Annotated in this window: 20 protein-coding genes; 17 read left to right on the forward strand and 3 right to left on the reverse strand. The window is 66.4% G+C overall.

All coding sequences use genetic code 11. The features are described 5' to 3' along the window. Positions 1–24 precede the first annotated feature (24 nt). On the forward strand, positions 25–981 hold the full coding sequence (locus RMCN_RS07025; protein WP_067387974.1) for a hypothetical protein: 957 nt from the start codon (positions 25–27) through the stop codon (positions 979–981). A 270-nt stretch (positions 982–1,251) separates the two neighbouring features. Continuing rightward, positions 1,252–1,698 (forward strand): DUF732 domain-containing protein, encoded by a 447-nt coding sequence (locus RMCN_RS07030; protein ID WP_067387975.1) that lies wholly within the window; start codon positions 1,252–1,254, stop codon positions 1,696–1,698. A 100-nt stretch (positions 1,699–1,798) separates the two neighbouring features. Here the strand turns inward: RMCN_RS07030 and RMCN_RS07035 are convergent, their stop codons facing one another. Continuing rightward, a complete protein-coding gene (locus RMCN_RS07035) occupies positions 1,799–2,647 on the reverse strand; it encodes an alpha/beta fold hydrolase (protein ID WP_409366040.1) in 849 nt (282 codons plus the stop codon). 108 nt (positions 2,648–2,755) lie between these two features. Here RMCN_RS07035 and RMCN_RS07040 point away from each other — a divergent pair, with 108 nt between their 5' ends. The 13 genes from RMCN_RS07040 (at position 2,756) to RMCN_RS07100 (ending at position 16,934) form a co-directional block, all read left to right on the forward strand. Beyond that, the gene (locus RMCN_RS07040; protein ID WP_234787600.1) at positions 2,756–3,370 is read left to right on the forward strand and encodes a TetR/AcrR family transcriptional regulator; all 615 of its coding nucleotides are present in this window, start codon (positions 2,756–2,758) and stop codon (positions 3,368–3,370) included. A 320-nt stretch (positions 3,371–3,690) separates the two neighbouring features. Further along, the gene (locus tag RMCN_RS07045; RefSeq protein WP_067387976.1) at positions 3,691–4,458 is read left to right on the forward strand and encodes an MlaE family ABC transporter permease; all 768 of its coding nucleotides are present in this window, start codon (positions 3,691–3,693) and stop codon (positions 4,456–4,458) included. Next, the gene (locus tag RMCN_RS07050) at positions 4,455–5,309 is read left to right on the forward strand and encodes an ABC transporter permease (protein ID WP_064346665.1); all 855 of its coding nucleotides are present in this window, start codon (positions 4,455–4,457) and stop codon (positions 5,307–5,309) included. Before RMCN_RS07045 ends, RMCN_RS07050 begins: the two co-directional genes overlap by 4 nt. A 2-nt stretch (positions 5,310–5,311) precedes the next feature. Beyond that, complete coding sequence (locus tag RMCN_RS07055; RefSeq protein ID WP_067387977.1) at positions 5,312–6,772, forward strand: MCE family protein; 1,461 nt, start codon at positions 5,312–5,314, stop codon at positions 6,770–6,772. A 37-nt stretch (positions 6,773–6,809) separates the two neighbouring features. Continuing rightward, positions 6,810–7,841, forward strand: coding sequence for a virulence factor Mce family protein (locus RMCN_RS07060; protein ID WP_067388027.1), 1,032 nt, complete (start codon positions 6,810–6,812; stop codon positions 7,839–7,841). Next, positions 7,838–9,190 (forward strand): MCE family protein, encoded by a 1,353-nt coding sequence (locus tag RMCN_RS07065; protein WP_067388029.1) that lies wholly within the window; start codon positions 7,838–7,840, stop codon positions 9,188–9,190. Before RMCN_RS07060 ends, RMCN_RS07065 begins: the two co-directional genes overlap by 4 nt. Beyond that, positions 9,187–10,512: a virulence factor Mce family protein gene (locus RMCN_RS07070; protein WP_067387978.1), complete on the forward strand. Its 1,326-nt coding sequence runs from the start codon at positions 9,187–9,189 to the stop codon at positions 10,510–10,512. The genes RMCN_RS07065 and RMCN_RS07070 overlap by 4 nt, the downstream gene beginning before the upstream one ends. Beyond that, positions 10,509–11,663, forward strand: coding sequence for an MCE family protein (locus RMCN_RS07075; protein WP_064411920.1), 1,155 nt, complete (start codon positions 10,509–10,511; stop codon positions 11,661–11,663). Before RMCN_RS07070 ends, RMCN_RS07075 begins: the two co-directional genes overlap by 4 nt. Position 11,664: 1 nt before the next feature. Continuing rightward, positions 11,665–13,164 (forward strand): MCE family protein, encoded by a 1,500-nt coding sequence (locus tag RMCN_RS07080; protein ID WP_064411919.1) that lies wholly within the window; start codon positions 11,665–11,667, stop codon positions 13,162–13,164. A gap of 143 nt (positions 13,165–13,307) precedes the next feature. After that, positions 13,308–13,976 carry an Rv1363c family protein gene (locus tag RMCN_RS07085; RefSeq protein WP_064411918.1) on the forward strand — a complete coding sequence of 223 codons (669 nt, stop codon included), beginning with the start codon at positions 13,308–13,310 and terminating at the stop codon, positions 13,974–13,976. Further along, positions 13,973–14,743, forward strand: coding sequence for an Rv1363c family protein (locus RMCN_RS07090; RefSeq protein ID WP_067387979.1), 771 nt, complete (start codon positions 13,973–13,975; stop codon positions 14,741–14,743). The genes RMCN_RS07085 and RMCN_RS07090 overlap by 4 nt, the downstream gene beginning before the upstream one ends. 6 nt (positions 14,744–14,749) lie before the next feature. After that, a complete protein-coding gene (locus tag RMCN_RS07095) occupies positions 14,750–15,658 on the forward strand; it encodes an alpha/beta fold hydrolase (RefSeq protein WP_067387980.1) in 909 nt (302 codons plus the stop codon). 10 nt (positions 15,659–15,668) lie between these two features. Further along, positions 15,669–16,934 (forward strand): WS/DGAT domain-containing protein, encoded by a 1,266-nt coding sequence (locus RMCN_RS07100; RefSeq protein ID WP_067387981.1) that lies wholly within the window; start codon positions 15,669–15,671, stop codon positions 16,932–16,934. Here RMCN_RS07100 and RMCN_RS07105 read toward each other — a convergent pair. Continuing rightward, positions 16,931–18,259: an HNH endonuclease signature motif containing protein gene (locus tag RMCN_RS07105; RefSeq protein WP_308206342.1), complete on the reverse strand. Its 1,329-nt coding sequence runs from the start codon at positions 18,257–18,259 to the stop codon at positions 16,931–16,933. The two genes, RMCN_RS07100 and RMCN_RS07105, sit on opposite strands and share 4 nt — an antisense overlap. Positions 18,260–18,612: 353 nt before the next feature. Here RMCN_RS07105 and RMCN_RS07110 point away from each other — a divergent pair, with 353 nt between their 5' ends. Together RMCN_RS07110 and RMCN_RS07115 are read left to right on the forward strand one after the other, a co-directional pair. Beyond that, complete coding sequence (locus tag RMCN_RS07110; RefSeq protein WP_064346681.1) at positions 18,613–19,134, forward strand: DoxX family protein; 522 nt, start codon at positions 18,613–18,615, stop codon at positions 19,132–19,134. 135 nt (positions 19,135–19,269) lie between these two features. After that, positions 19,270–21,012, forward strand: a complete 1,743-nt coding sequence (locus tag RMCN_RS07115) for a DUF3556 domain-containing protein (protein ID WP_067387982.1) — start codon at positions 19,270–19,272, stop codon at positions 21,010–21,012. On the opposite strand, the gene RMCN_RS07120 is transcribed toward RMCN_RS07115, so the two are convergent. Then, entirely contained in the window at positions 21,009–21,806 is a 798-nt protein-coding gene (locus RMCN_RS07120; protein ID WP_067387983.1) for a FadR/GntR family transcriptional regulator, read from the reverse strand. The two genes, RMCN_RS07115 and RMCN_RS07120, sit on opposite strands and share 4 nt — an antisense overlap. Between the last annotated feature and the right edge of the window lie 170 nt (positions 21,807–21,976).

Genomic DNA, 21,976 nt, shown 5'->3' on the forward strand with positions numbered 1-21,976 from the left:
CCTCAAGTATTGGATGCTGAACCGGTGACGTCTGCGGAGCCCCCGTACTACGAGAGTCGATACATCCGCGCCAACCACCCTGACCTGCCTCAGGCGCTGTGGCTTCGGGAAACGCTGCTGCTACCCACGGCAGGGGAGGCGGTCGCAGATGTGTGGGTGATGGTCTTCGACCCGGACGGCGCAGGTAACCGCGCGCTCAAGGAGCCGTATCCGATCGAGTCGGCCGACTACGGGTACGAGGACTGGACCGCGCGCATCGCCGCGACCGCCCTCGACGACCGTTCGGCCGAGGGTGTGATCACCGGTGGGCACCGCTCGGCGCGGTGGGACCTGCGCATCACCCCGGGCAACGAAGCCCCGGTCCGGCTGCTCACCGACCGTGCCTACGCGGCGCGGTTTCCGACCGCCAAAACGACGGTGCGCCATCCCCTCGCACGCTTCGACGGGCTGCTCGAACTCGACGACGTTCGTCTCGTTCTCGACGGCTGGACCGGCAGCGTCAACCACAACTGGGGCACTCGGCACACGCCGTCCTATGCGTTCGGGCAGGTCTGCGGTTTCGACGACGCACCGGATACGACGCTCGAAATCGTCACCGCCCGAGCCGCGTTCGGGCCGGTGCTGCTACCGGGTGTGACGCTGTTCGTGTTCCGGCACGCCGGCCAGGAGTTCGCCGTGCGCTCGATCCGCGGAAGCCTGCAGACCCACGGCCACTACCGTCCGTGCACCTGGGCGTTCGGCGGCCGGGTGGGGGAGCAGATGATCGAGGGCGAGATCGTCACGGAACCGTCCGACGTCATCGGGCTGACGTACACCGACACGGACGGCGCGGTGAAGTACTGCTACAACTCCGCGATAGCCAACTGCCGAATCCAGGTGGCAGGCAAAGCGTTCGAGCGCACGGAGTTGACGGCCAGCCGGCGCGCGATGTTCGAGATCCTGACGGGCGACCGCGAGGAAACGGTACCGCTGCTGGCGTGACGGCAGCGCACGCCGCGGGTCGCTCCGGCGATTAATTTGCTGAGACCGAATGGGACGCGCATGTCTTCGCTCCGTCATGCGTCGAGGCCTGAAATCAATTCGTATCGCTGCCAGCAACTTTCATTACGCAGTCGTCAAATTGTGACGTAGTGCCCTTGACGCAGCGACATAGGTCCCTGCCGTTGCTGGCCATCGACTCTGCTAATGCTCTCGCTCGGGGCGAAGGCTGGAAAGCGTCGGATAAGTGAAGCAACGATCGAAGGGGGAATCATGAACACCATCGCACGTTTCGACGCAGCCAAGCGACGCCCAACCCGCGGCCCGACCCGGATGCTGGCCGTCCTGTCTGCGGGCCTCGTCCTGATGTTGGGGTTATTCGGCCAAGCGCTGACGACGGCACCGTCGGCGTCGGCAATCACCCAGGACGAGGCGGCGTACATCAGCCTGCTGGCCGACGAGGGGATCGGACCGGCCCCTGGGTATACCTGGAACGACTTGGTCTTCAGTGGCCATGCGATCGCCTATGCCCTCAGGAGCGGCGTGCACCCGGTGGACATGGCGCGGACCGTCTACCTGGAAAGCCCGTATCTGACGAAGGACGAGGCCATCACCGTCGTCGCCACGGCGATGGTGGTCTTCGCTCCGGAACTGGTGCCGATCTACACCGGTGATCCACCGGTCTACACCGATGAGTCCGAGGGAGACATGCTCGCCTGAGCGTTTCCCCATCGGGCAGTGATCGATCGAGGGTGTCGCCGTGAAAAGTCGGCACCCTCGACCGCAGTGCGCACCGGAGGCCTTCCAGGAGCGGTGCTCATCACCGGCTGACGAATTGCACCACGACTTCGGAGAACGCGTCGTTGTCGTCGCCGGCGGCGGTGTGCCCGGCCTCGGAGAGCTCGACGAACTCCGCCCGAGGCACCTTCTCCAGGAAATCCTTGACCCCCGCGGTGCTGACCACGTCGGAAAGTTTCCCGCGGATCAACAGGATCGGGATGGTCAAGCTCATCACCGCCTGCTCGAGCTTCTCCTCGCGGACGAACCGGTCGTCGATCGGCGCGGTGAGGAACGCCGGATCCCAATGCCAGAACCAGCGACCGTCGCGCAACCGCAGGTTCTTTTTCAAACCGTCGGGGTTGCGCGGACGCTTGCGGTACGGCAGATACGCGGCGACCGCGTCGGCCGCCTCGTCGAGCGTCTCGAAACCGTCTATGCCGCTGGACATGAACTCGCGGATGCGGGCGCTGCCGTCCTTCTCGTACCGCGGCACCACGTCGACCAGCACGAGCTTGGTGACCTTCTCCGGTCCCGCGGCCGCGGCGGCCAACATGCCCGTCATCCCGCCCATGCTCGCGCCGATCAGGGCGACGGGACGCCCGATCTGCTCGATGACCGCCAGCGTGTCCGCACTCAGGGCGTCAACGGTGTAGTTGGCGTTGGGCGCCCGGTCGCTGTCGCCGTGTCCCCGGCTGTCCAGCGCGACCACGTGCAGACCGAGACCGGCCAGGACGTGTCCGGTCTGTTTCCAGGAGTAGCGGTTCTGCCCGCCGCCGTGCAGGAGCAGAACAGAGGGCTGCTCGGTCTGCGCGTTGTGGTTCCACTCGTCGGCCACCAGGGTGATGTCCTCCGACCCGCGGAACTTGACGGTCTGCGGTTGGCTGTCAATCGCGCTCACGACCGTCCTCTCCGGCTCCCCCCGGTGGCTCACGTTACCTACCGGGAATTTCCGTCGATCCCGGTGTCCCCGATGAGAGCGTCAATATACTTTGCGCTCGTGCAGCCGGAGTTTGCCGCGCGTGATCGTGAGCGCATCATCGAGGCTGCTTACGCCTGTTTGTCTGAACCGCACACGGGCCCCGTCCCGGTCGCTGCGATTCTGCAGCGGGCACAAGTCTCGACGCGGGCCTTCTACCGTCACTTCGAATCGAAGGACGAGTTGTTCCTTGCCATGTTGCGCGAGGAGACCGACGCGTTGGAACGGCGGCTCGACCGCGTCCTGGAGAAGAAGTCAGGTGCTCCGGCCGAGCAACTCGAAGCCTGGATCGAGGCGATGTTCGGACTGATCCACGACGACGAGATGCGGATGCACTTCACCGTGATCGACTCCGATGAGGTCCGCGCCGCCAAGGGCTATCGTGAGACGCGCGAGAAGGCCCACGCCGACCGCGAACGTTCACTGGTGGAGATCCTGCGGCGGGGCCGCGGCGACGGTTCGTTCCCGCTGGCCGACCCGGAGCAGGACGCGGTCGCGATCAACGCGATCATCAGTCGTGTGCTGATCAGCCAGACCTTCGACGACCACGAGGGTCTGCGGCTGGCCAAGGCCCGGGTGCTCGACTTCGCGCTACGCGCTCTAGGCGCCAGGCAGTGCATCGTCGAAGAACGATGACTCCGGACCTGGCCTGGTCCGCTACGCAGCCAACAAGAAGGTCGGTTACCACCCCAGCGCGTTATACGCAAGAGTCATCGCCGAATTCGCCCAAGCCGTGTGACGAAGTTAGCCAGTGGCCTTTGTAGTGGGGAAACTCGACTGACCGACGTCGGGCGGTTGCTCAACCGCAAAATCCCGATATACGGTTCCCGGACGTCCGGCCGTGTGTACCCTTGCGCCACAGCCATCACGGGCGCGGGTTGTTGGTGTCAGGGAAGGTCGGCGGGCTATATGGCAGTGCAGATGGCAGTGCGAAGCGCGCGGATGAGAGCCGACTGATGGTCGCTGTCAACGCAATTGCCAAGCCGGTACGCGCCTTCGGCGGCTTCTACTCCATGGCGCTCGACACGTTCGTGTGGATGTTCAAGCCGCCCTTCGCCTGGCGAGAGTTCATCTCTCAGTCGTGGTTCGTGGCGCGGGTCTCGATCGTGCCGACCCTGTTGCTGACCATTCCCTACACGGTGTTGCTGACTTTCATCGAAACGATATTGCTTGGCGAGATCGGTGCCGCGGATTTCTCCGGTACGGGAGCCGCCCTGGGCACGGTGCGACAGATCGGGCCCATTGTGACGGTCTTGGTGGTCGCCGGCGCCGGTGCCACCGCGATGTGCGCCGACCTCGGTGCGCGGACGATTCGTGAAGAGCTCGACGCGCTGCGGGTGATGGGCATCAATCCCATTCAGGCGCTTGTAGTTCCCCGCGTGCTCGCCGCCACCATCGTCTCGCTGGCACTGTCGGCCACCGTGATTCTGGTCGGCCTGTCCGGCGCGTACTTCTTCGTCGTATACATCCAGAATGTCTCGCCCGGCGCCTTCGCCGCCGGTCTGACGCTGATCATCGGTGCCACCGACGTAATCATCGCGCTCGTGAAAGCGGCACTGTTCGGGCTCTCTGCCGGCCTGATCGCCTGCTACAAGGGAATTTCCGTGCGTGGCGGCCCGGCCGGCGTCGGTAACGCGGTGAATGAAACCGTGGTGTTCACGTTCATGGCGCTGTTCGCGATCAACATCGTCGCGACCGCGGTAGCGATCAAGATCACGCTATGACCGTCTCGCGGCCCCATTCCCAATTCCCCTGGCTGAAGGCCAGGTTCCGCAGCGTGGCGGACCCGTGGAACCGCATCGGCACCCAGACCAAGTTCTACGGCCGCACGTTGCGGAACATGCACTACGTCTTGATCCATTACCGGATCGAGTTGATTCGCATCATCGCGCAGATGGGGCTTGGCGCAGGCGCGCTGATCATCATCGGCGGCACCGTCGCCATCGTCGGCTTCTTGACCGTGACAACCGGTGCGCTGGTGGCGGTCCAGGGATACAGCGACTTCTCCGAGATCGGCGTGGAGGCCCTGACCGGATTCGTGTCGGCCTACTTCAACGTGCGCCTGATCGCACCGGCGACCACCGCGATCGCACTGTCCGCCACGATCGGCGCCGGGGCCACTGCCCAGCTCGGCGCCATGCGCATCAACGAGGAGATCGACGCGTTGGAGGTGATGGGGATCCGCAGTATCGCGTTCCTCGCATCCACCCGGGTGATCGCCGGCTTCCTCGTGGTGATCCCGCTGTACTGCGTCGGCGTGCTGATGGCGTTCTGGGCGGCGCGGTTCGGTACCACGGTTATCTACGGCCAGTCGACCGGCGTGTACGACCACTACTTCCGAACGTTCCTGAACCCCACCGACCTGATGTGGTCGTTCGGCCAGTGCATCGCGTTGTCGGTGGTGATCATGCTCGTGCACACGTACTACGGCTTCACCGCTCGCGGCGGTCCGGCCGGGGTAGGGGAAGCCGTCGGGCGTGCGGTGCGCACCTCGCTGATCGTCGCCGCCTTCGTCCTGGTCATGCTCTCGCTCGCGGTGTACGGCCAATCCGGCAACTTCAACCTGGCCGGGTGACGATGGAAGCACGAGACGAAGGCCTGCACCCCGCGTGGTGGACGTTGATCCTCGCGGTCGTGATCGCCGTCGCCCTGTGGCTGACCTATGCGCTGTTCGTCGGCTCCTTCAAGCAGACCGAAACCGTCACGCTGAGCTCCGACCGTTCGGGTCTGGTGATGGAGACCAACGCCAAGGTCAAGTTGCGCGGCGTGCAGGTGGGGCGGGTCGCGTCGATCCATGGCGGCAGTGAACCGGTGGCGTTGAAACTCGAGATCGACAGGGACAAGCTCGAATACATCCCCGCCAACGTCGAGGCGCAGATTCGGGCGACCACGGTGTTCGGCGCCAAGTTCGTCGACCTGATCTATCCCAGCGACCCCAGTGCGAAGCGGCTGGAGCCCGGGCAGGTGATCACGTCCCGCAACGTCACCGTCGAAGCCAACACCGTGTTCCAGAACATCGTCGACGTGCTCGAGCAGGTCGACCCCGCCAAACTCAACAGCACGTTGTACGCGCTCGCCGAGGGTGTCCGAGGTCAGGGTGAGCTGATCGGCCAGGCCACCACCGACGCGAATCAGGTTCTGCTCGAACTCAATCCACGCAACGAGACGATCACCGCCGATCTGCGCGCCCTGCGGGATTTCAACGACACGTACAGCGCTGCGGCACAAGACATTCTGAGCACCCTCGACGCGCTCAGCACCACAAGCACCACGATCACCGGCCAGGCCGGTCAACTGGATGCCCTGCTGCTTGCCACCATCGGGCTCTCCAACAGCGGAATCAACCTGCTCGCGCCGAACCAGGCGAACCTGATCAAGTCCATCAACGTGCTCGAGCCGACGACCAACCTGCTGTACAAGTACAGCCCGGAGTACACCTGCCTGCTGACCGGCGCGAAGACCCTGCTCGACACCGGCGGGTACGACGCGCCCGGCGGTAACGGCCGGACGCTGGTGCTGGACGTGGCCCTCGGCGTCGGCGACGACCCGTACCGGTACCCGAACCACCTGCCGATCGTCGGCGCCAAGGGCGGGCCGGGCGGCAAACCCAGCTGCGGCTCGCTGCCCGACGTCGCGCAGAACTGGCCGGTGCGCAACCTGGTCACCAACACCGGGTTCGGCACCGGAATCGACTGGCGCCCCAACCCCGGCATCGGCTTCCCCGGGTACGCCAACTACCTGCCGACCACCCGCGCCGTGCCCGAACCGCCGAGCGTCCGCAACCTGTTCGGCGGACCCGCTATAGGCCCGATCCCGTACCCGGGCGCCCCCGCTTACGGTGCCGACCTGTACGCCGACGACGGCACCCCACTGTGGCCGGGCCTTCCAGCCGCCCCGCCGCCGATGGCACCGCGGGATCCCGGCCCCACACCGGGTTCGGAACCGTTCATCGTCCATTCGCCCGCCCAGGTGCAACCCACGCCCCTACGACCGACACCCCTGCCGACCCCCGCACGACCGGGCCCCCCGTTCGGATGAACCACGACGCCATGAGAGGTGACACGCCATGTCCAGCATGAACGCCAGGGTTCGACGGGACGGTATGCGTCTCGCCGTGTTCCTGGCTGTGTGCCTGCTCGGCGTGTTCGGACTGTTCGCGGTCTTCGGCGAGATGCGCTTCGGAGAGGCCACCAACAGCTATGTCGCCGAGTTCACCAATGTCACCGGTCTGGAGAACGGCGACTTCGTGCGCATCGCCGGCGTCGAGGTCGGCAGCGTGGAAAAGGTTGCCATCCAACCCGATACCACCGCGCGGGTGGAGTTCAACGCGGACCAGTCGGTGGTGCTGACCGAGGGCAGCAGGGCCGTCATCCGATACGACGACCTCATCGGGGGCCGTTACCTGGCACTTGAGGAGGGCGTCGGCGGAGTCAAGAAGCTCGAGCCCGGCGGCACGATTCCCTTCGCCCGCACATCTCCCGCCCTCGACCTCGACGCGCTGATCGGCGGCTTCCGACCGTTGTTCCGTGCGCTGGATCCCGACCAGGTCAACGCGCTGTCGAGTCAGCTGATCCAGGCGCTGCAGGGTCAGGGCGCGACCATCAACTCGTTCCTCGCCCAGACCGCAGCGCTGACAACGACTTTGGCGGACCGCGACCGGCTGATCGGCGACGTCATCGTCAACCTCAACGTGGTGCTGGGATCGCTCGGCGACCAGAACGACCAGTTCGCCAAGGCGGTCGACGCGCTCAGCCAACTGGTCGCGACGCTGGCAGAGCGCAGATCCGACATCAGCAACGGGCTGGCGTACACCAATGAAGCGGCCGGAACCGTCGCGGACCTCTTGGACCAGGCTCGTCCACCGTTCACCAAGGCGATCCAGGAGACGGACCGCGCCGCGGGGATCGTGGTGGCCGACCACGAGTACTTCGACAACCTGCTGAACACTCTGCCGGACGCCCATCAAGCGCTCGCACGGCAAGGGCTGTACGGCGACTTCTTCAACTTCTATCTCTGCGACATCGTGCTCAAACTCAACGGCAAGGGCGGCCAGCCGGTGTACGTGAAAGTCGCCGGGCAGTCCACCGGGAGGTGTGCGCCGCGATGAGGTCCTTCTCGGAACGGAATCAGACCGTCATCGGCGCCATCGGGCTGGCGTTGACGATCGGCATCGTGCTGGGGTCGCTGAACTACGATCGGCTGCCCTTCCTGCAGGGCAGCGAATACTCGGCCTACTTCGCCGAGGTGGGCGGGCTGGAAACCGGTAAGGCGGTGCGGGTCTCGGGATTCGAGGTCGGCAGCGTCAAATCCATCAAGTTGGACGGTCCGCACGCGCTGGTGACGTTCACCGTCGACAGTGACATCCGGTTGGGCGATCGCACCGAGGCGGCGATCAAGACCGAGGGCCTGCTGGGCACGAAGATTCTCGAGGTCACCTCCCGCGGTGACGGCCGGCAGGAGGGCACCATCCCCCTCGATCGCACGACCTCGCCCTATGAGCTTCCGGACGCGCTGGGCGAATTGGCCGCGACGATCAGCGGTTTGAACACCGACCAGTTGTCGGATTCGCTGCGGGTGTTGTCGGAGACCTTCTCCGACACCCCGCCCGAGCTGCGGATCGCGATCGAGGGTGTGGCCCGGTTCTCCGACACGCTGAACGAACGCGACGCGCAGCTGCGGGGGCTGCTCGGCAACGCCGACAAGGCCACCAAGGTGCTGGCCGAACGCAGCAATCAGATCGTGAGCCTGGTCAACAACACCAACGCGCTGTTGGCCGAGCTGGAAAACCAGAGCGCCGCACTGGATCAGGTCTCGGGCAACATTTCGGCGCTCAGCGGTCAGTTGCAGGGTTTCATCGGCGAGAACCGTGAGACCCTGCGACCTGCCCTGGACAAGCTCAACGGCGTGCTGACGATCATCGACAATCGCAAGGAACGCCTGCAGAAGTCGCTCGCGTTGCTGACCGACTATGTGATGTCGCTGGGTGAATCGGTGTCTGGCGGTCCGTTCTTCAAGAACTACGTCGCCAACCTGCTGCCGGGTCAGTTCCTGCAGCCGTTCATCGATGCCGCGTTCTCCGATCTCGGGCTGGATCCCAATGTGAAGCTGCCGTCGGAGCTGAGCGACCCGCAGGTCGGTCAGCCGGGAACGCCGGCGTTGCCGGTGCCGTTCCCCCGCACGGGTCAAGGCGGTGAACCACGGCTGACGATCCCCGACGCCATCACCGGCAATCCCGGCGATCAGGCGTGCGGACCGCCCGGGCTGCCGTTGCCGGGTCCCGGCTGTTATCCCTACCGCGAGCCGTTGCCGGCGCCGCCGCCCGGCGGGCCGCCTCCGGGACCGCCCGCCGAGGCACCGCCGGCTCTGCAGTCGACCGCGGACCCGACGCCGTCTCCGGTCGCGGTGCCCGCTCCGGGCGGGCAGGCCCACCTCTCACCCGCGGAGGCCGGACGATGACGCGGGGTGCGCGCAACATGCTGGCCGTTGCCTTGGTCGTGATACTCGCCGGTGGCGCGATCGTGTTGTTGCGCAACACCGGAGTGATCAACCGCACACACGTGGTCGCCTACTTCGACAACGCCAACGGCATCTATCCCGGTGACGATGTCAACATCGTCGGCGTTCCCGTGGGCAAGATCGAGTCCATCGAACCGCAGCCCGACCGGGTCAAGATCTCGTTCTGGTACGACAGCAAGCACAAGGTGCCGGCAGACGCCAAGGCCGCGATCCTGTCACCGACGTTGGTCACCGCGCGCGCGATCCAACTGACCCCGCCCTACACCGGCGGACCGGTGATGGGCGACGATGCGGTGATCCCGCAGTCGCGCACCGCGGTCCCGGTTGAGTGGGACGAGGTCCGCCAACAATTGCAGAAGCTCGCCGAGACGCTGCAGCCGACCGAACCGGGCGACGTGAGCCCCTTGGGGTCGGTCATCAACACCACTGCCGAGAACCTACGCGGCGAGGGCGCCAACATTCGCGACACCGTCATCAAGCTGTCGCAGGCCGTGACGGCCCTGGGCGATCACAGCACCGACATCTTCTCCACGGTCAAGAATTTGGCGATCCTGGTCTCGGCGCTGCAGGACAGCACCGACGTGATGCGTCAGCTCAACCAGAACCTCGCGTCCGTGACCGGACTGCTCGCCAACGATCCCAACGAAGTCGCCGACGCGCTGCGCGACCTCAACAACGTCGTCGGGGAAGTCCAGACGTTCGTCGCCGACAACCGCGAAGCGCTGGGCACCACGTCGGACAAGTTGGCCGGGGTGACCCAGGCGTTGACCGACAGCCTCGCCGAGGTCAAGCAGTTCCTGCACGTGGCGCCCAACACGTTGCAGAACTACGTCAACATCTGGCAGCCCGCTCAGGGTGCGGTGAGCAGCTTGCCGATGCTCAACAACTTCGCCAACCCGATTTCGTTCCTGTGCGGCGGAATTCAGGCCGCATCCCGGCTCAACGCCGAGCAGTCGGCCAAGCTGTGTGTGCAGTACATGGCGCCGATCCTGAAGAACCGCCAGTACAACTTCCTGCCCATCATGCAGAACGTCTTCTCCGGTGCCACGACGCGGCCGAATGAGCTGACCTACAGCGAGGACTGGTTGCGGCCCGACTACATTCCGCCGCAACCTGTTCCGCCCGCAGCCCCGCCGCAGTCGGCGCAGGCGGCGCCACCCGCGCCGGCCGCCGGCCCGCCGTTGGCGGCTGAGGCGCCGGTCTCGACGAATCCGGCCGATGGTCTGCACGGGATGATGGTGCCCCAGGGGGTCGGGCCATGATGCGGCGCAATCTCATTCGCAGAGCGGCGGTGGTGGCGGTGTCAGCCGCGGTGCTGTCGGGCTGTTCGGACTGGCAGGGGCTGAACTCGCTTCCGTTGCCGGGCGTCGAGGGCACCGGTCCGGGTGCGTTCACGATCCAGGCGCAGATGCCCGACGTCGACAACATCGAGCCCAATTCCCGCGTCCGGGTGGCCGATGTGAACGTCGGCACGGTGCGCAAGATCGAGCGCCAGGGCTGGCATGCGCTGGTGACGATGGAACTCAACGGTGACGTCGAACTGCCCGCGAACGCGACGGCCAAACTCGGGTTGACAAGCCTGTTGGGGTCCTTGCACATCGAGTTGGCCCCGCCGACCGACGCGCCGCCGTCGGGCAAGCTCAAAGAAGGTTCGCTGATTCCGCTGGAGTCGTCGAGCGCCTACCCGAGTACCGAGCAGGCGCTGGCCGCAGTGGCGCTGCTGCTCAACGGCGGTGGGATCGGCAATATCTACGACATCACCGAGGCGTTGAGTGTCGCGTTCACCGGCCGGGAAAGCGACTTGCGCAGCCTCATCGAGCAATTGGATATCGCGATCGGCCATCTCGATGACCAGAAGCAGGACATCATCGAGGCCACCGAGAGCCTGAACAATCTGATGGGTCAGATCGCCGAGCAGAAGCCGGTGGTGGACAAGGCGTTACGGACCATTCCCGATGCTCTGGCCGTGCTGAGGGATCAGCGGCAGAACCTGGCCGAGGTGCTGACTCAGCTGGGCCGGTTCAGCGCGCTGGCCGCCGACTCGGTCAATCAGACCAAAGACGCTCTGGTGCAAGAGCTCAAGGACCTGGGCGTGGTGCTGGAGGAGTTGGCCGACGCCGGTCCCGCGTTGACCCGCGCGCTGAGCTTCTTGCCGACTTTCCCGTTCCCGAAGGAGACGTTGCTCAATTGGATGCGGGGCGACTACGCGAACCTGACGTTGGTCGTCGACCTGACGTTGAGCAGAATCGATTCGAGCTTCTTCACCGGAACACGGTTCGAGTGCAACCTGACCTGGTTGGAGCTGCAGTGGGGACGCACCATCGGCCAGTTCCCGAGCCCGTGCAACCACCACGTGCCGCCACCGGGCGGCAACCCGTTGGTCGCTCCGTATCGCTGGGATCAGGGGCCGTAGCATGCGAATGACCCGACAGATCCTCATTCAGATGGCCATCTTCTCCGTCATCGCGACACTCGCGTTGGGCATCATGGTGTTTGGGTACATGCGGCTGCCGACCCTCCTGGGCGTCGGCCAGTACCGCGTCACCCTCGAGTTGCCGGAGACGGGCGGGTTGTATCCGCGGGGCAACGTCACCTATCGCGGCGTGCAGGTCGGCGAGGTGAAAAGCGTGGATCTCACGGACAGGGGAGTCGAGGCGGTTTTGTCGCTGGACTCCGACGTCAGGATCCCCGCCGACCTCGAAGCCGAGGTGCACAGCGTGTCCGCCGTCGGCGAGCAGTTCGTCCAGTTGCTCCCGCGCAGTGGCGACGGCCCGGAGTTGAGGGACGGTGATGTGATCCCGTTGGACCGCACCACGGTTCCGACGGACATCAACACGGTCCTCGACGACACGGCCAGGGGCCTGCAGGCGATTCCGCAGGAGAACTTGAGGACCGTCGTCGACGAGGCCTATACCGCGGTGGGCGGGCTCGGGCCCGAGCTGCGTCGGCTGGTCCAGGGGAGCGCCACGCTGGCCATCGACGCCCGCGAGAACCTCGACCCGCTGCTCACGCTGATCGACCAGTCCAAGCCGATACTCGACACCCAGACCGACACTGCCGGCTCCATTCAGGCGTGGGCGGCGAACCTGGCGAGCATCAGCGGTCAACTGCAGAGCCAGGATCCGGCGGTGTCGGGAATCCTGGCCAAGGGGCCGGGGGCCGCCGACGAGGTACGCGCCCTGTTCGAACGGTTGCAACCGACGCTGCCGATCGTGCTGGCCAATCTGGTCAGCATCGGAGAGGTCGCGCTCGCCTACCAGCCGAGCCTCGAGCAGCTGCTGGTGTTGTTGCCGCAGGGCACCGCCGTCACCCAGGCCGTGGGTGTGCACAAGCGAAATACCAAGCAGGACTACATGGGCGATTCGCTGATCTTCAACCTCAACGCGATCCTGCCCGCATTGCCCGCGCCGCTGCCGCTGCCGCCGCAGAACCTGCCGCCGCCGTGTACGACGGGGTTCCTGCCCGCGCAGCAGCAGCGCGTCCCGGTCTTCGAGGACTACCCCGACCGGCCGGTGGGCGATCTGTACTGCCGGACGCCGCAGGACGCGCCGTTCAACGTCCGCGGCGCCCGCAACCTGCCGTGTGTCACCGTGCCGGGCAAGCGGGCTCCGACGTGGCAGATGTGCGAGAGCGACGAGCAGTACGTGCCGCTCAACGACGGCTACAACTGGAAGGGCGATCCGAACGCGACCCTGTCCGGGCAACCGATCCCGCATGTGCCCCCGGATGTGCCCGTCGCCATCACGCCGCCTCCTCCGGGTACGCCGCCGTTGCCCGTCGCGGCTGCCGAATACGACCCCGCGTCCGGCGAATACGTCGGACCGGACGGCAAGGTGTACACCCAGTCCAACCTGGCGAACGGTGCGGCCGGCGAGCGGCCGTGGCAGTCGATGCTCGTCCCGCCGGGGAGCTGACGCTGATCGTTGCAGTGTCTGAGCCGGCACGGACGTGGTGCCGTTTCGTGGGCAGGCTCCGACGCTATGGTGTCGGACACGTAAGTTGTAGCCGACCTGTCTACCCGACCCCGACTTGGCCCTTGGGCCGCAGAGGAACCTAGATGGCAGACGAGACCACTCCCGGCAAGGACGCCGCGGCCGAAGGTCCCGAGTCCACGACAGCGGCCGAGACGGCACCGGCTGCTTCGACGACAGATACCCCCGAGACGACGGGGGATGCCGGTGACGTCGAGGATTACGACGCCGCCGACGGCGAAGCCGAACCCACCCCGCCCAAGGCGCCGATGTCGCACGTTCGGCTGGCGACGATCGTCGGGCTCGTGGTCGTGGTGGCTCTCGCGGCGCTGACCGGGTGGCTCGGGTACCGGGCGTACGAGTCGCGGCAGGCCGAGGATCTGCGCAACCTCTTTCTGCAGGTCGGGCGGCAGGGCGCGCTGAACCTCACGACGATCAGCCACGAGCACGCCGAGCAGGATGTGCAACGTGTCCTGGACTCGTCGACCGGGACGTTCTACGACGACTTCCAGGCCCGCGCGCAACCGTTCATCGAGGTCGTCAAGCAGGCGCAGTCGAAGTCGGAGGGCACGATTTCGGAGGCGGGAATCGAGTCGTTGAACGGCGACGAGGCCAAGGTGCTGGTGGCCGTCACCGTCAACACGACGAACGCGGGGGCACCTGAGCAGGCGCCGCGGTCCTGGCGGATGAGGATCTCGGTGCAGAAAACCGGCGAGGACGAGGCCAAGATCTCGAATGTGGAGTTCGTACCGTGAGCAATAGACATCGACTTCCGCGGCGCAAACGAGACGACGCCACCGACGAGTCCGCCGAGAAGGGTACGACGCCGGCGTCTGAGGCGGTCGAGTTGACGGAATCGACGGCCGAGACGACAACGGCCGCCGAGACGACCGAATCGGCCGAGGGCACCGCATCCGCCACGACCTCGGAAGCAGCCGCGACGACCGAGTCGGCGGAGGCCTCGGAGCCCGCCGCAACAACCGAATCAGCGGAGGCCTCGGAGTCCGTCGAGACCACCGAGTCCACCGGCGGGCGAGGCATCAACTGGGCCCGCGTCTTCGCCTTCGGCGTGCTGCCCGCCCTCGCCCTGCTGCTGGCGGGTGCAGCGGGCTACCTGAAGTGGGTCGACAACTCCGTGCGCAACGCGGACGCGGCGCGCGCCGAGTCGGTCCAGGTCGCCAAGGACAGCACCGTGGCGATGCTGTCGTACAAGCCGGACACCGTCGAACAGCAGCTCAACGACGCACGTTCCCTGTTGACCGGCGAGTTCGAGGAGTCCTACACCGGGCTCATCACGGACGTGGTGATCCCCGGCGCGCAGCAGAAGCAGATTTCTGCGGTGGCTTCGGTGCCGGCGGCCGCATCCGTGTCGGCCGGCCCCGACGAGGCCGTGGTGTTGGTGTTCGTCAACCAGACCGTGGTCATGGGCCAGGACGCTCCGACGGATACCGCCTCGAGTGTGCGGGTGACGTTGGAGAAGATCGACGGCCGCTGGCTCATCTCGAAGTTCGACCCGGTGTAGGGCGTAGTGGCCGACCCCGAACTCATCGATGTCGATGCGCCGGGCGTGCGGCTGCGCGCGCTCAGTTGGGGCACTGTCGGTGCGCCGATCGCGTTGTGCCTGCACGGTTTTCCCGATACTGCGCATGGTTGGCGCAACATCGCACCGCGACTGGCCGATGCGGGGTGGCGGGTGGTGGCGCCGTTCATGCGAGGCTATGCCCCGTCGTCGACGGCATCCGACGGCAGCTACCACGTCGGCGCGCTGATGGACGATGCGCTGCGGGTGCTCGACGCGGCCGGGCCGACGGGCCGCGACGTGCTCATCGGGCATGACTGGGGAGCGATCGCCGGTGCCGGCCTCGCCGCAATGCCGGACAGTCCCTTCTCGAAGGCTGTCATCATGTCGGTGCCGCTTGCCGCCGCGTTCCGACCCCTTGGCCGGACGCCGGACGCGGGTCGGCTCGCCGCGCAGTTGTCGCGCCAGTTGCTCCGCAGCTGGTACATCATGTACTTCCAATTGCCCGGCCTACCTGAGCGATCCGCGTCGTGGGTGGTGCCCCGCTTGTGGCGCCAGTGGTCGCCGGGTTACGACGCCACCCAGGACGTCGCCCACGTCCTCGACGCGATCGGCGCGCCCGAGAATTGGCGCGCCGCTCTCGGCTACTACCGGGCCACCGTGCGCAACAGCAAGCCACCCGCGCAGTACGCCGAATTGCACCGGCATTGGCTGTCGGCGCCGCAGCTGCCGACGCTGTACTTGCACGGCACCGACGATGGTTGCGCCTCAGCCGATTACGCTCGATGGGTGCAGCGGGTTCTGCCCGAGGGTAGTGAGATCGCCACCGTCGAGCGGGCCGGTCACTTCCTGCAGCTGGAACAACCCGAGGCCGTCGCGGGCCACATCGTCGACTTCATCGGCGCGGTGCGCGCTTAGCCTGGAGGACATGGGGCGGCGACTGGCTGCGGTGGATGCGCAGACATACTGGATGTCGGCGAAGATCCCCAGCGATCAGTTTCTGCTCTACGGCTTCGCGGGGGCCGTGGACCTCGACGCGGCGGTGGCGCGACTCGGTGCCAGGGCGGGGGGCTGCACCGAGTTGCGCCTGAGGGTGCGTGACGGCAGTCCGCTGACCTATCCGCACTGGGTGACCGCGGACGTGTCGCCGAACCAGTTCGTGATGCACGCCGCGGGGAGCAGTTGGACGGACTGTCTGGCGGTCGTGGCGGGGCAGTTGAGTTCAGACCAACTGGATCCGCGGATCACGGCGTGGCGGATCCACATCTTCCCGGCTGTCGAGAACGTTCCGGGAGCGGGACTCGGCACGGTTGCGGTGGTGCAGGTGGCGCACGCGCTCGGGGACGGTATCCGGTCATCGGCGTTGGCGGCGTGGTTGTTCGAGCGACGAGCGTTCGTACCGAATGTTCCGGCGCCAGAGCCGTTTCCGGGTGTGATGTTGCCATGGCGCGGCTGTGCGGCTGCGCGGGCCCACCGCAGGCTCGTGCGCGATACGTCGGCCGGATCGGTTCCGCCGCCGGCGGATCCGCGTCCGGCGTTGCGCAGCAATGCGCGACCGGAAGGCTTGCGCAGTATTCGGACGGTGGTGATGCGGCGCGCAGAGATGCCAGGACCGACGGTGACGGTCGGTGCGCTGGCCGCGATATCCGAGGCGTTGGCCGGGCACCTGCGCGAGTTCGGTGACGACCCGTCGCTGCTGGGCGCCGAGGTACCGATGGCGAAAGCGGGAGATCGGCTCGCCCACAACCATTTCGGCAATGTAGGTGTCGGGCTGCATCCGGATCTGGCGTTCGATGCGCGAACCTTGCGCATCGCCGAGGACCTCAAGCAACGCCGACGCAGGGCCGCCCATCCGGCGATGGCTGCGGCCAGCCGAGCGTCCGCCGCGGTGCCTGCCTGGTTACTGCGTTATGGGGTAGGGAAATTCGACCCGACACTGCGCTCTCCGACCGTCACGGGGAACACCGTCGTCTCCAGCGTGAACCGCGGGCCCGCCGACCTGCGTTTCGGGAATTCGCCCGTCGTCCTCACCGCCGGATTTCCAGGGCTGTCCCCGATGATGGGCGTGACGCACGGCGTGCACGGCATAGGAGACACCATCGCCGTCAGCGTGCATGCGGCCGAGTCGGCGATCGGCGACATCGACTCTTACATCGAGAGATTGGAAGCGGCGTTGAGGGGCCAGCACCCTTAGAACGGTGGAGGTTTGTTGCGTTCGGCGAGTTGTGCGTCGACGTAGGTTTGATTGTCGCGGCGTTCGTGGTCGATGGCTTGGGCTCGGGCTTGAGCGCGGGTTTGCTTGCGGCGCGGCATTTTCAGGCTGCGCGCCTGGTCGGGCGCGCCCTCGGTGTGGTGGTCGATCACTGTGGGTGAGGTGGGGCGACACAGTTCGGGGAACAGAAGTCGGCTGCCCGGGTGGGTGGTGTAGGTCTGGCCGTGTCGTGACGTCCACTCGATGGTGCCGTCAGGATGTTGTACATCGCGCCAACCGGCGAAAGTTTTCAGCAAGTGGTGTTGTCGGCACAGACATTTGAGGTTGGAGGCCTGGGTGGGCCCGGCGGGGTAGGCGATCGTGTGGTCGACGTCGCAGGCGGTGGCCGGGACGTCGCACCCGGGGAATCGGCACGTCATGTCCCGGCAGCGCACAAACCACGCCAGTTTCTCTGAGGGCCGGTAGCGCGGTTCGGGCCCGGCCTGGCCGGGATGAATGACCGGCTGGATCGTGGCGGTGCGGGCCAGGGTGCCCGCCAGCAGCGGGGCCGGCAGCAAGCCTCCCGTGCCCATCAGGTATCCCGGATCGGTGGCCGCCGGAGCGGTCGGCGCCTCGTCTGGCTGGGGGTGGGCAACGTGCCCGTGCAGCTGGGCGGGGGTGTCATCGGTGAGTGACTCGCCGCGCGCGATCACATGAATGTGCACCGCGTTGGGGGTGGGTGCGGCGGCCTCGCAGTCGGGTCGGGCGCAGGCACAGGCCAACCGGTCGGCGCCGTGGCCCAGGGCGCCCAGGGCATCCGAGCGGCGCTGTTCGGTGGTGCGCGGATCGTGCTCACAGACCGCCGCGGCCATCGCGTCCAGGCGCGCGTCGAGGGCTTCGGCGTCGGCGGCCAACAGGATGCCGTCGATTGCTGCGGTGCCGGACCCGTCGCGCGGATCATGGACGTCGAGGTGGCGTCCGCGCGCGGCGTATTCGGTGCGCCGCACGGCGGCCGGGTCATAGCGGTCCACGCAGGTGTCGATGGCGGTGTGCAGCTTGTCGATCGACAGCGTGGCCCACTGGGTCAGGTGGGCGGCCAGCTCGGCGTCGAGTTTGGCCAGCGCGCCCGCATCGCGCACCAGGCGGCTGCGATGGGCCACTGCGGCCACCGTGCGGTAGGAGATCGCCCCAGTGGCCATGACCTCGGCAACCCGCGGCAGCCGCTGGCGCAGGTCATCGGCGAGCAACAGCTGGTGGGAAGCCACTCCCAGCGACACACCCTGGGCGGCGGCGACCTCAGCGGCCGCCAGGTCCAATTGTCGATGCACCACTGTTCACGATCCACGGCCCCGGCCTCACCGACCAGGCGCTCGAGCACGTCAGCGGCAGCGGCCACCCGACGTGCGCAGGCGGCGTTTTCCAGCCGCGCCCACGCCCCGATCGCGCCCGCACCCCGGGCACTGCTCGCCGCGACCACCAAATCATCGAACACATGACCGAACCTACGTACCTGGAAGCCGCGCAACCATCGGCGTCAATGCATCTGTGGATGAACCCCGACTTGGGGATAACCCCGCCGGAGACACGAGGGCTGGAGATCGGGGCGCCTCGTCCCCCGCGAATGGGTGCTCATGCAAGGGGGGCTGGGCAGCGGCTTAACACATGGCCTAGATTTTGTTGCATGACTGCTTACGACGTCGGAGTGCTGATCCTGCGGGTGGTCCTCGGTCTGACCATGGCCGCCCACGGCTACAACAAGTTCTTCGGACCCGGAGGCCTCAGCGGTACTGCCGGGTGGTTCGACAGCATGGGGATGAAGCCTGGCAAGTTCCACGCCCGAGTCGCCGCGACGACGGAGATGGCGGCCGGCATCGGTCTCGCGGTCGGTCTGCTGACGCCGATACCGGCCGCGGGCTTCGTGGCGCTCATGCTGGTCGCGGCGTGGACCGTGCACCGGGCCAACGGCTTCTTCATCGTCAAGGAAGGCTGGGAGTACAACCTCGTGCTCGCCGCCGCCGCCGTCGGTATCGCGACGATCGGCGCGGGCAAGCTCAGCCTCGACCATCTGCTGTTCAGTTCGACAAGCTTCTACGACCTGCTGCACGGCTGGTGGGGCCTGGTCATCTCGCTCGGTCTGGGCCTTCTCGGCGGCATCGGTCAGCTGGCGATCTTCTACCGGCCGCCAGCTAAGACCGACGCCTGAGGAGAGCCCACGCAGTTCGCGAACCGCACACCAGGGTCGTGAAACCTCGGCGATCGCGACCCTGTTGTAGTTTTCGCGAAGCGGACGTGAGGATCTGGAGCCGCATAGCTAGAACACGTTCTAGTCTGTGTGACCATGGGGTTCTTGAAACAGGACGCGCCCGTCGTCGACTACGAGGAGTGGAGTAAGGGCAGTCGCGCCGAGAAGATCGTGCCGATGGCCCGACACTGGGCCGAGGTCGGGTTCGGGACGCCGGTCGTGCTGCACCTGTTCTACGTCGTTAAGATCCTGCTCTACATCCTCGGCGCATGGCTGGTGGTGCTCACCACCACGGGCATCGACGGTTTCACCAACGTCGCCTCCTGGTACAACGAGCCGATCGTGTTCGAGAAGGTCGTGTTGTACACGATGCTGTTCGAGGTCGTCGGCCTGGGCTGCGGTTTCGGACCACTCAACAACCGGTTCTTCCCGCCGATGGGTTCGATCCTGTACTGGTTGCGACCCAACACGATTCGGCTGCCACCGTGGCCGACCCGCATCCCGCTGACCAGAGGCGACACCCGCACACCGTTCGATGCGCTGCTCTACGGCGCGCTCCTGGTGTTGCTCGTCGTGGCGCTGTTCTCCGACGGCACCGGACCGATACCCGAACTGGGGACGACGGTCGGCGTGCTGCCGGTGTGGCAGATCGCCGCCATCCTCGGCGTCCTCGCCGTGCTCGGTCTGCGCGACAAGGTGATCTTCCTGGCCGCCCGCGGCGAGGTGTACGCCTCGCTTGCGGTCTGCTTCCTGTTCGCGGGGCCCGACATCATCATCGCGGCCAAACTGGTGTGCCTGACGATCTGGCTCGGCGCCGCGACGTCGAAACTCAACAAGCACTTCCCGTTCGTCATCTCCACGATGATGAGCAACAACCCGGTGTTCCGGCCCAAATGGATCAAACGCAAGTTCTTCGAACGCTTTCCAGATGATCTGCGGCCCGGGCGGGCGTCACGGTGGCTGGCGCACTTCAGCACCGCCATCGAGGGTTTGGTCCCGCTGGTGCTGTTCTTCTCCCCCGGGGGTTGGCCGACCTACATCGCCGCGTTCGTGATGCTGGTGTTCCACTTCGGCATCCTGTCCTCGATCCCGATGGGTGTGCCGCTGGAGTGGAACGTCTTCATGATGTTCTCCGTTTTAGCGCTGTTCGTGGGACACCCCGGGATCGGCCTTGGTGATCTGCAGAGCCCGTGGCCGATCCTGTTGTTCGCCGTCGTCGCGGGCACCGTGGTTCTGGGAAACCTGTTCCCGCGCAAGGTGTCCTTCCTGCCCGGTATGCGCTACTACGCGGGCAACTGGGACACCGGGCTGTGGTGTGTGAAACCGTCGGCCTCGGCGAAGATCGAGGAGAACGTCGTCTCGATCGCGAGCATGCCGCAGGCACAGATGGAGCGGTACTACGGCAGCCCGGAGACCGCCCAGATGTATCTCTATATGGGATATGCGTTCCGCGCGTTCAACACTCACGGTCGCGCCATGTTCACGCTCGCGCACCGCGCGATGGCCGGCCACAACGAGGACGACTATGTGCTGACCGACGGTGAGCGCATCTGCAGCACCGCGATCGGCTGGAACTTCGGCGACGGCCATATGCACAACGAGCAGCTCATCGAGGCCCTGCAGAAACGCTGCAATTTCGAACCGGGTGAGGTGATCGTCGTGCTGATCGACGGGCAACCGATCCACAAGCAGCGCCAGGAATACCGATTGGTCGACGCGGCGACCGGGGCGTTCGAGCGGGGCTACATCCGCGTCGCCGACATGGTGACACGCCAACCGTGGGACGACACGGTCCCGGTCCACGTCACGTGGCAGAAGGACAGCGCCGACGCTCCCTAGCCCATGACGTCGCGAACCTTGACATCCTCGAGTCCCTGCAGGAGCAGATCGCGAGCGGTGTCGAGATGCTTGCGCCAATGCGCTTCGGCGGCCGCACCGTCACCGGATCTCAACAGCTGCATCAACTTCCGGTACGAACGCATCAACTTGTCGAAGTCCGCCCGCGAGATCGGTCGACGCTCCTTGAACAGGAACGTGTTGTGGCGCACTGTGATCTCGTGCAGCATGCCGGCGATGATGGACAGCGTTGCGTTGCCCGACAACTCGACGACGCGTCTGTGGAAGTCGCCCGTCGTCTCGGCGAGGGTGTCGTTCTGCCAGCCGGAGGGCACGTGCTCTTCGAGCAGGCCGTCGAGCTCGTCGAACGCCTCGGCCGAACCGGATTCGGCGAGCAGTCGCGCCGCCATCGGCTCGATCCCGGCGCGCGCGGTCATCAGGTCGGCGATCGTCGCGCCGGACAACTCCAGCAAGAGGCCGGCGGGACGGGCCACGATCTCGGGGCCGGGCACGCGAACGCGGGCGCCGGTGCGCGAACCACGCCGCACCTCGACGAGGCGCTCGGACTCCAGGACGCGGACCGCCTCCCGCAAGGTCGGTCGGCTCACCCCGAAGTGGGCCATCAGCTCGGCTTCGTTGGGGAGGAAGTCGCCGTCCTTGAGTTGGCCGTCGACCACCATGCGACGCAGCGTGCCGGCGACCAGTTCGGCCGTCTTCGGTGACCGCACCGTCGTCCCGGCGCCGGCGCCGACGCCGTCCGGGCCGATCATCGGCGCCAGCGGTGTACTTCGAGCCACTCCCACTCCCACGTTGCGGCTGACCCAGCGGCCAGCTGTACAACTCAGTAAACCATGTGCGGGGGTCACGTCGCGCAAAAGCAATGAGCGGCGCCACCCCTGGGGGTCGGAGCTCGGACGGACGAGAACCCTATCCCGAAGGACCTGGCAGGGCGAGCCTCCGCTACCTT

This window comes from Mycolicibacterium novocastrense, assembly GCF_001570485.1.
In the GTDB taxonomy this organism is placed as follows: Bacteria; Actinomycetota; Actinomycetes; order Mycobacteriales; family Mycobacteriaceae; genus Mycobacterium; species Mycobacterium novocastrense.

Bases quoted from the DNA above. Each gene is read 5' to 3' on its own strand.
- RMCN_RS07065 (WP_067388029.1), top strand. From the start codon at position 7,838: ATGAGGTCCTTCTCGGAACGGAATCAGACCGTCATCGGCGCCATCGGG.
- RMCN_RS07060 (WP_067388027.1), top strand. From the start codon at position 6,810: ATGAACGCCAGGGTTCGACGGGACGGTATGCGTCTCGCCGTGTTCCTG.
- RMCN_RS07070 (WP_067387978.1), top strand. From the start codon at position 9,187: ATGACGCGGGGTGCGCGCAACATGCTGGCCGTTGCCTTGGTCGTGATA.
- RMCN_RS07100 (WP_067387981.1), top strand. From the start codon at position 15,669: ATGGGGCGGCGACTGGCTGCGGTGGATGCGCAGACATACTGGATGTCG.
- RMCN_RS07075 (WP_064411920.1), top strand. From the start codon at position 10,509: ATGATGCGGCGCAATCTCATTCGCAGAGCGGCGGTGGTGGCGGTGTCA.
- RMCN_RS07055 (WP_067387977.1), top strand. From the start codon at position 5,312: ATGGAAGCACGAGACGAAGGCCTGCACCCCGCGTGGTGGACGTTGATC.
- RMCN_RS07115 (WP_067387982.1), top strand. From the start codon at position 19,270: ATGGGGTTCTTGAAACAGGACGCGCCCGTCGTCGACTACGAGGAGTGG.
- RMCN_RS07045 (WP_067387976.1), top strand. From the start codon at position 3,691: ATGGTCGCTGTCAACGCAATTGCCAAGCCGGTACGCGCCTTCGGCGGC.
- RMCN_RS07050 (WP_064346665.1), top strand. From the start codon at position 4,455: ATGACCGTCTCGCGGCCCCATTCCCAATTCCCCTGGCTGAAGGCCAGG.
- RMCN_RS07030 (WP_067387975.1), top strand. From the start codon at position 1,252: ATGAACACCATCGCACGTTTCGACGCAGCCAAGCGACGCCCAACCCGC.
- RMCN_RS07080 (WP_064411919.1), top strand. From the start codon at position 11,665: ATGCGAATGACCCGACAGATCCTCATTCAGATGGCCATCTTCTCCGTC.
- RMCN_RS07085 (WP_064411918.1), top strand. From the start codon at position 13,308: ATGGCAGACGAGACCACTCCCGGCAAGGACGCCGCGGCCGAAGGTCCC.
- RMCN_RS07110 (WP_064346681.1), top strand. From the start codon at position 18,613: ATGACTGCTTACGACGTCGGAGTGCTGATCCTGCGGGTGGTCCTCGGT.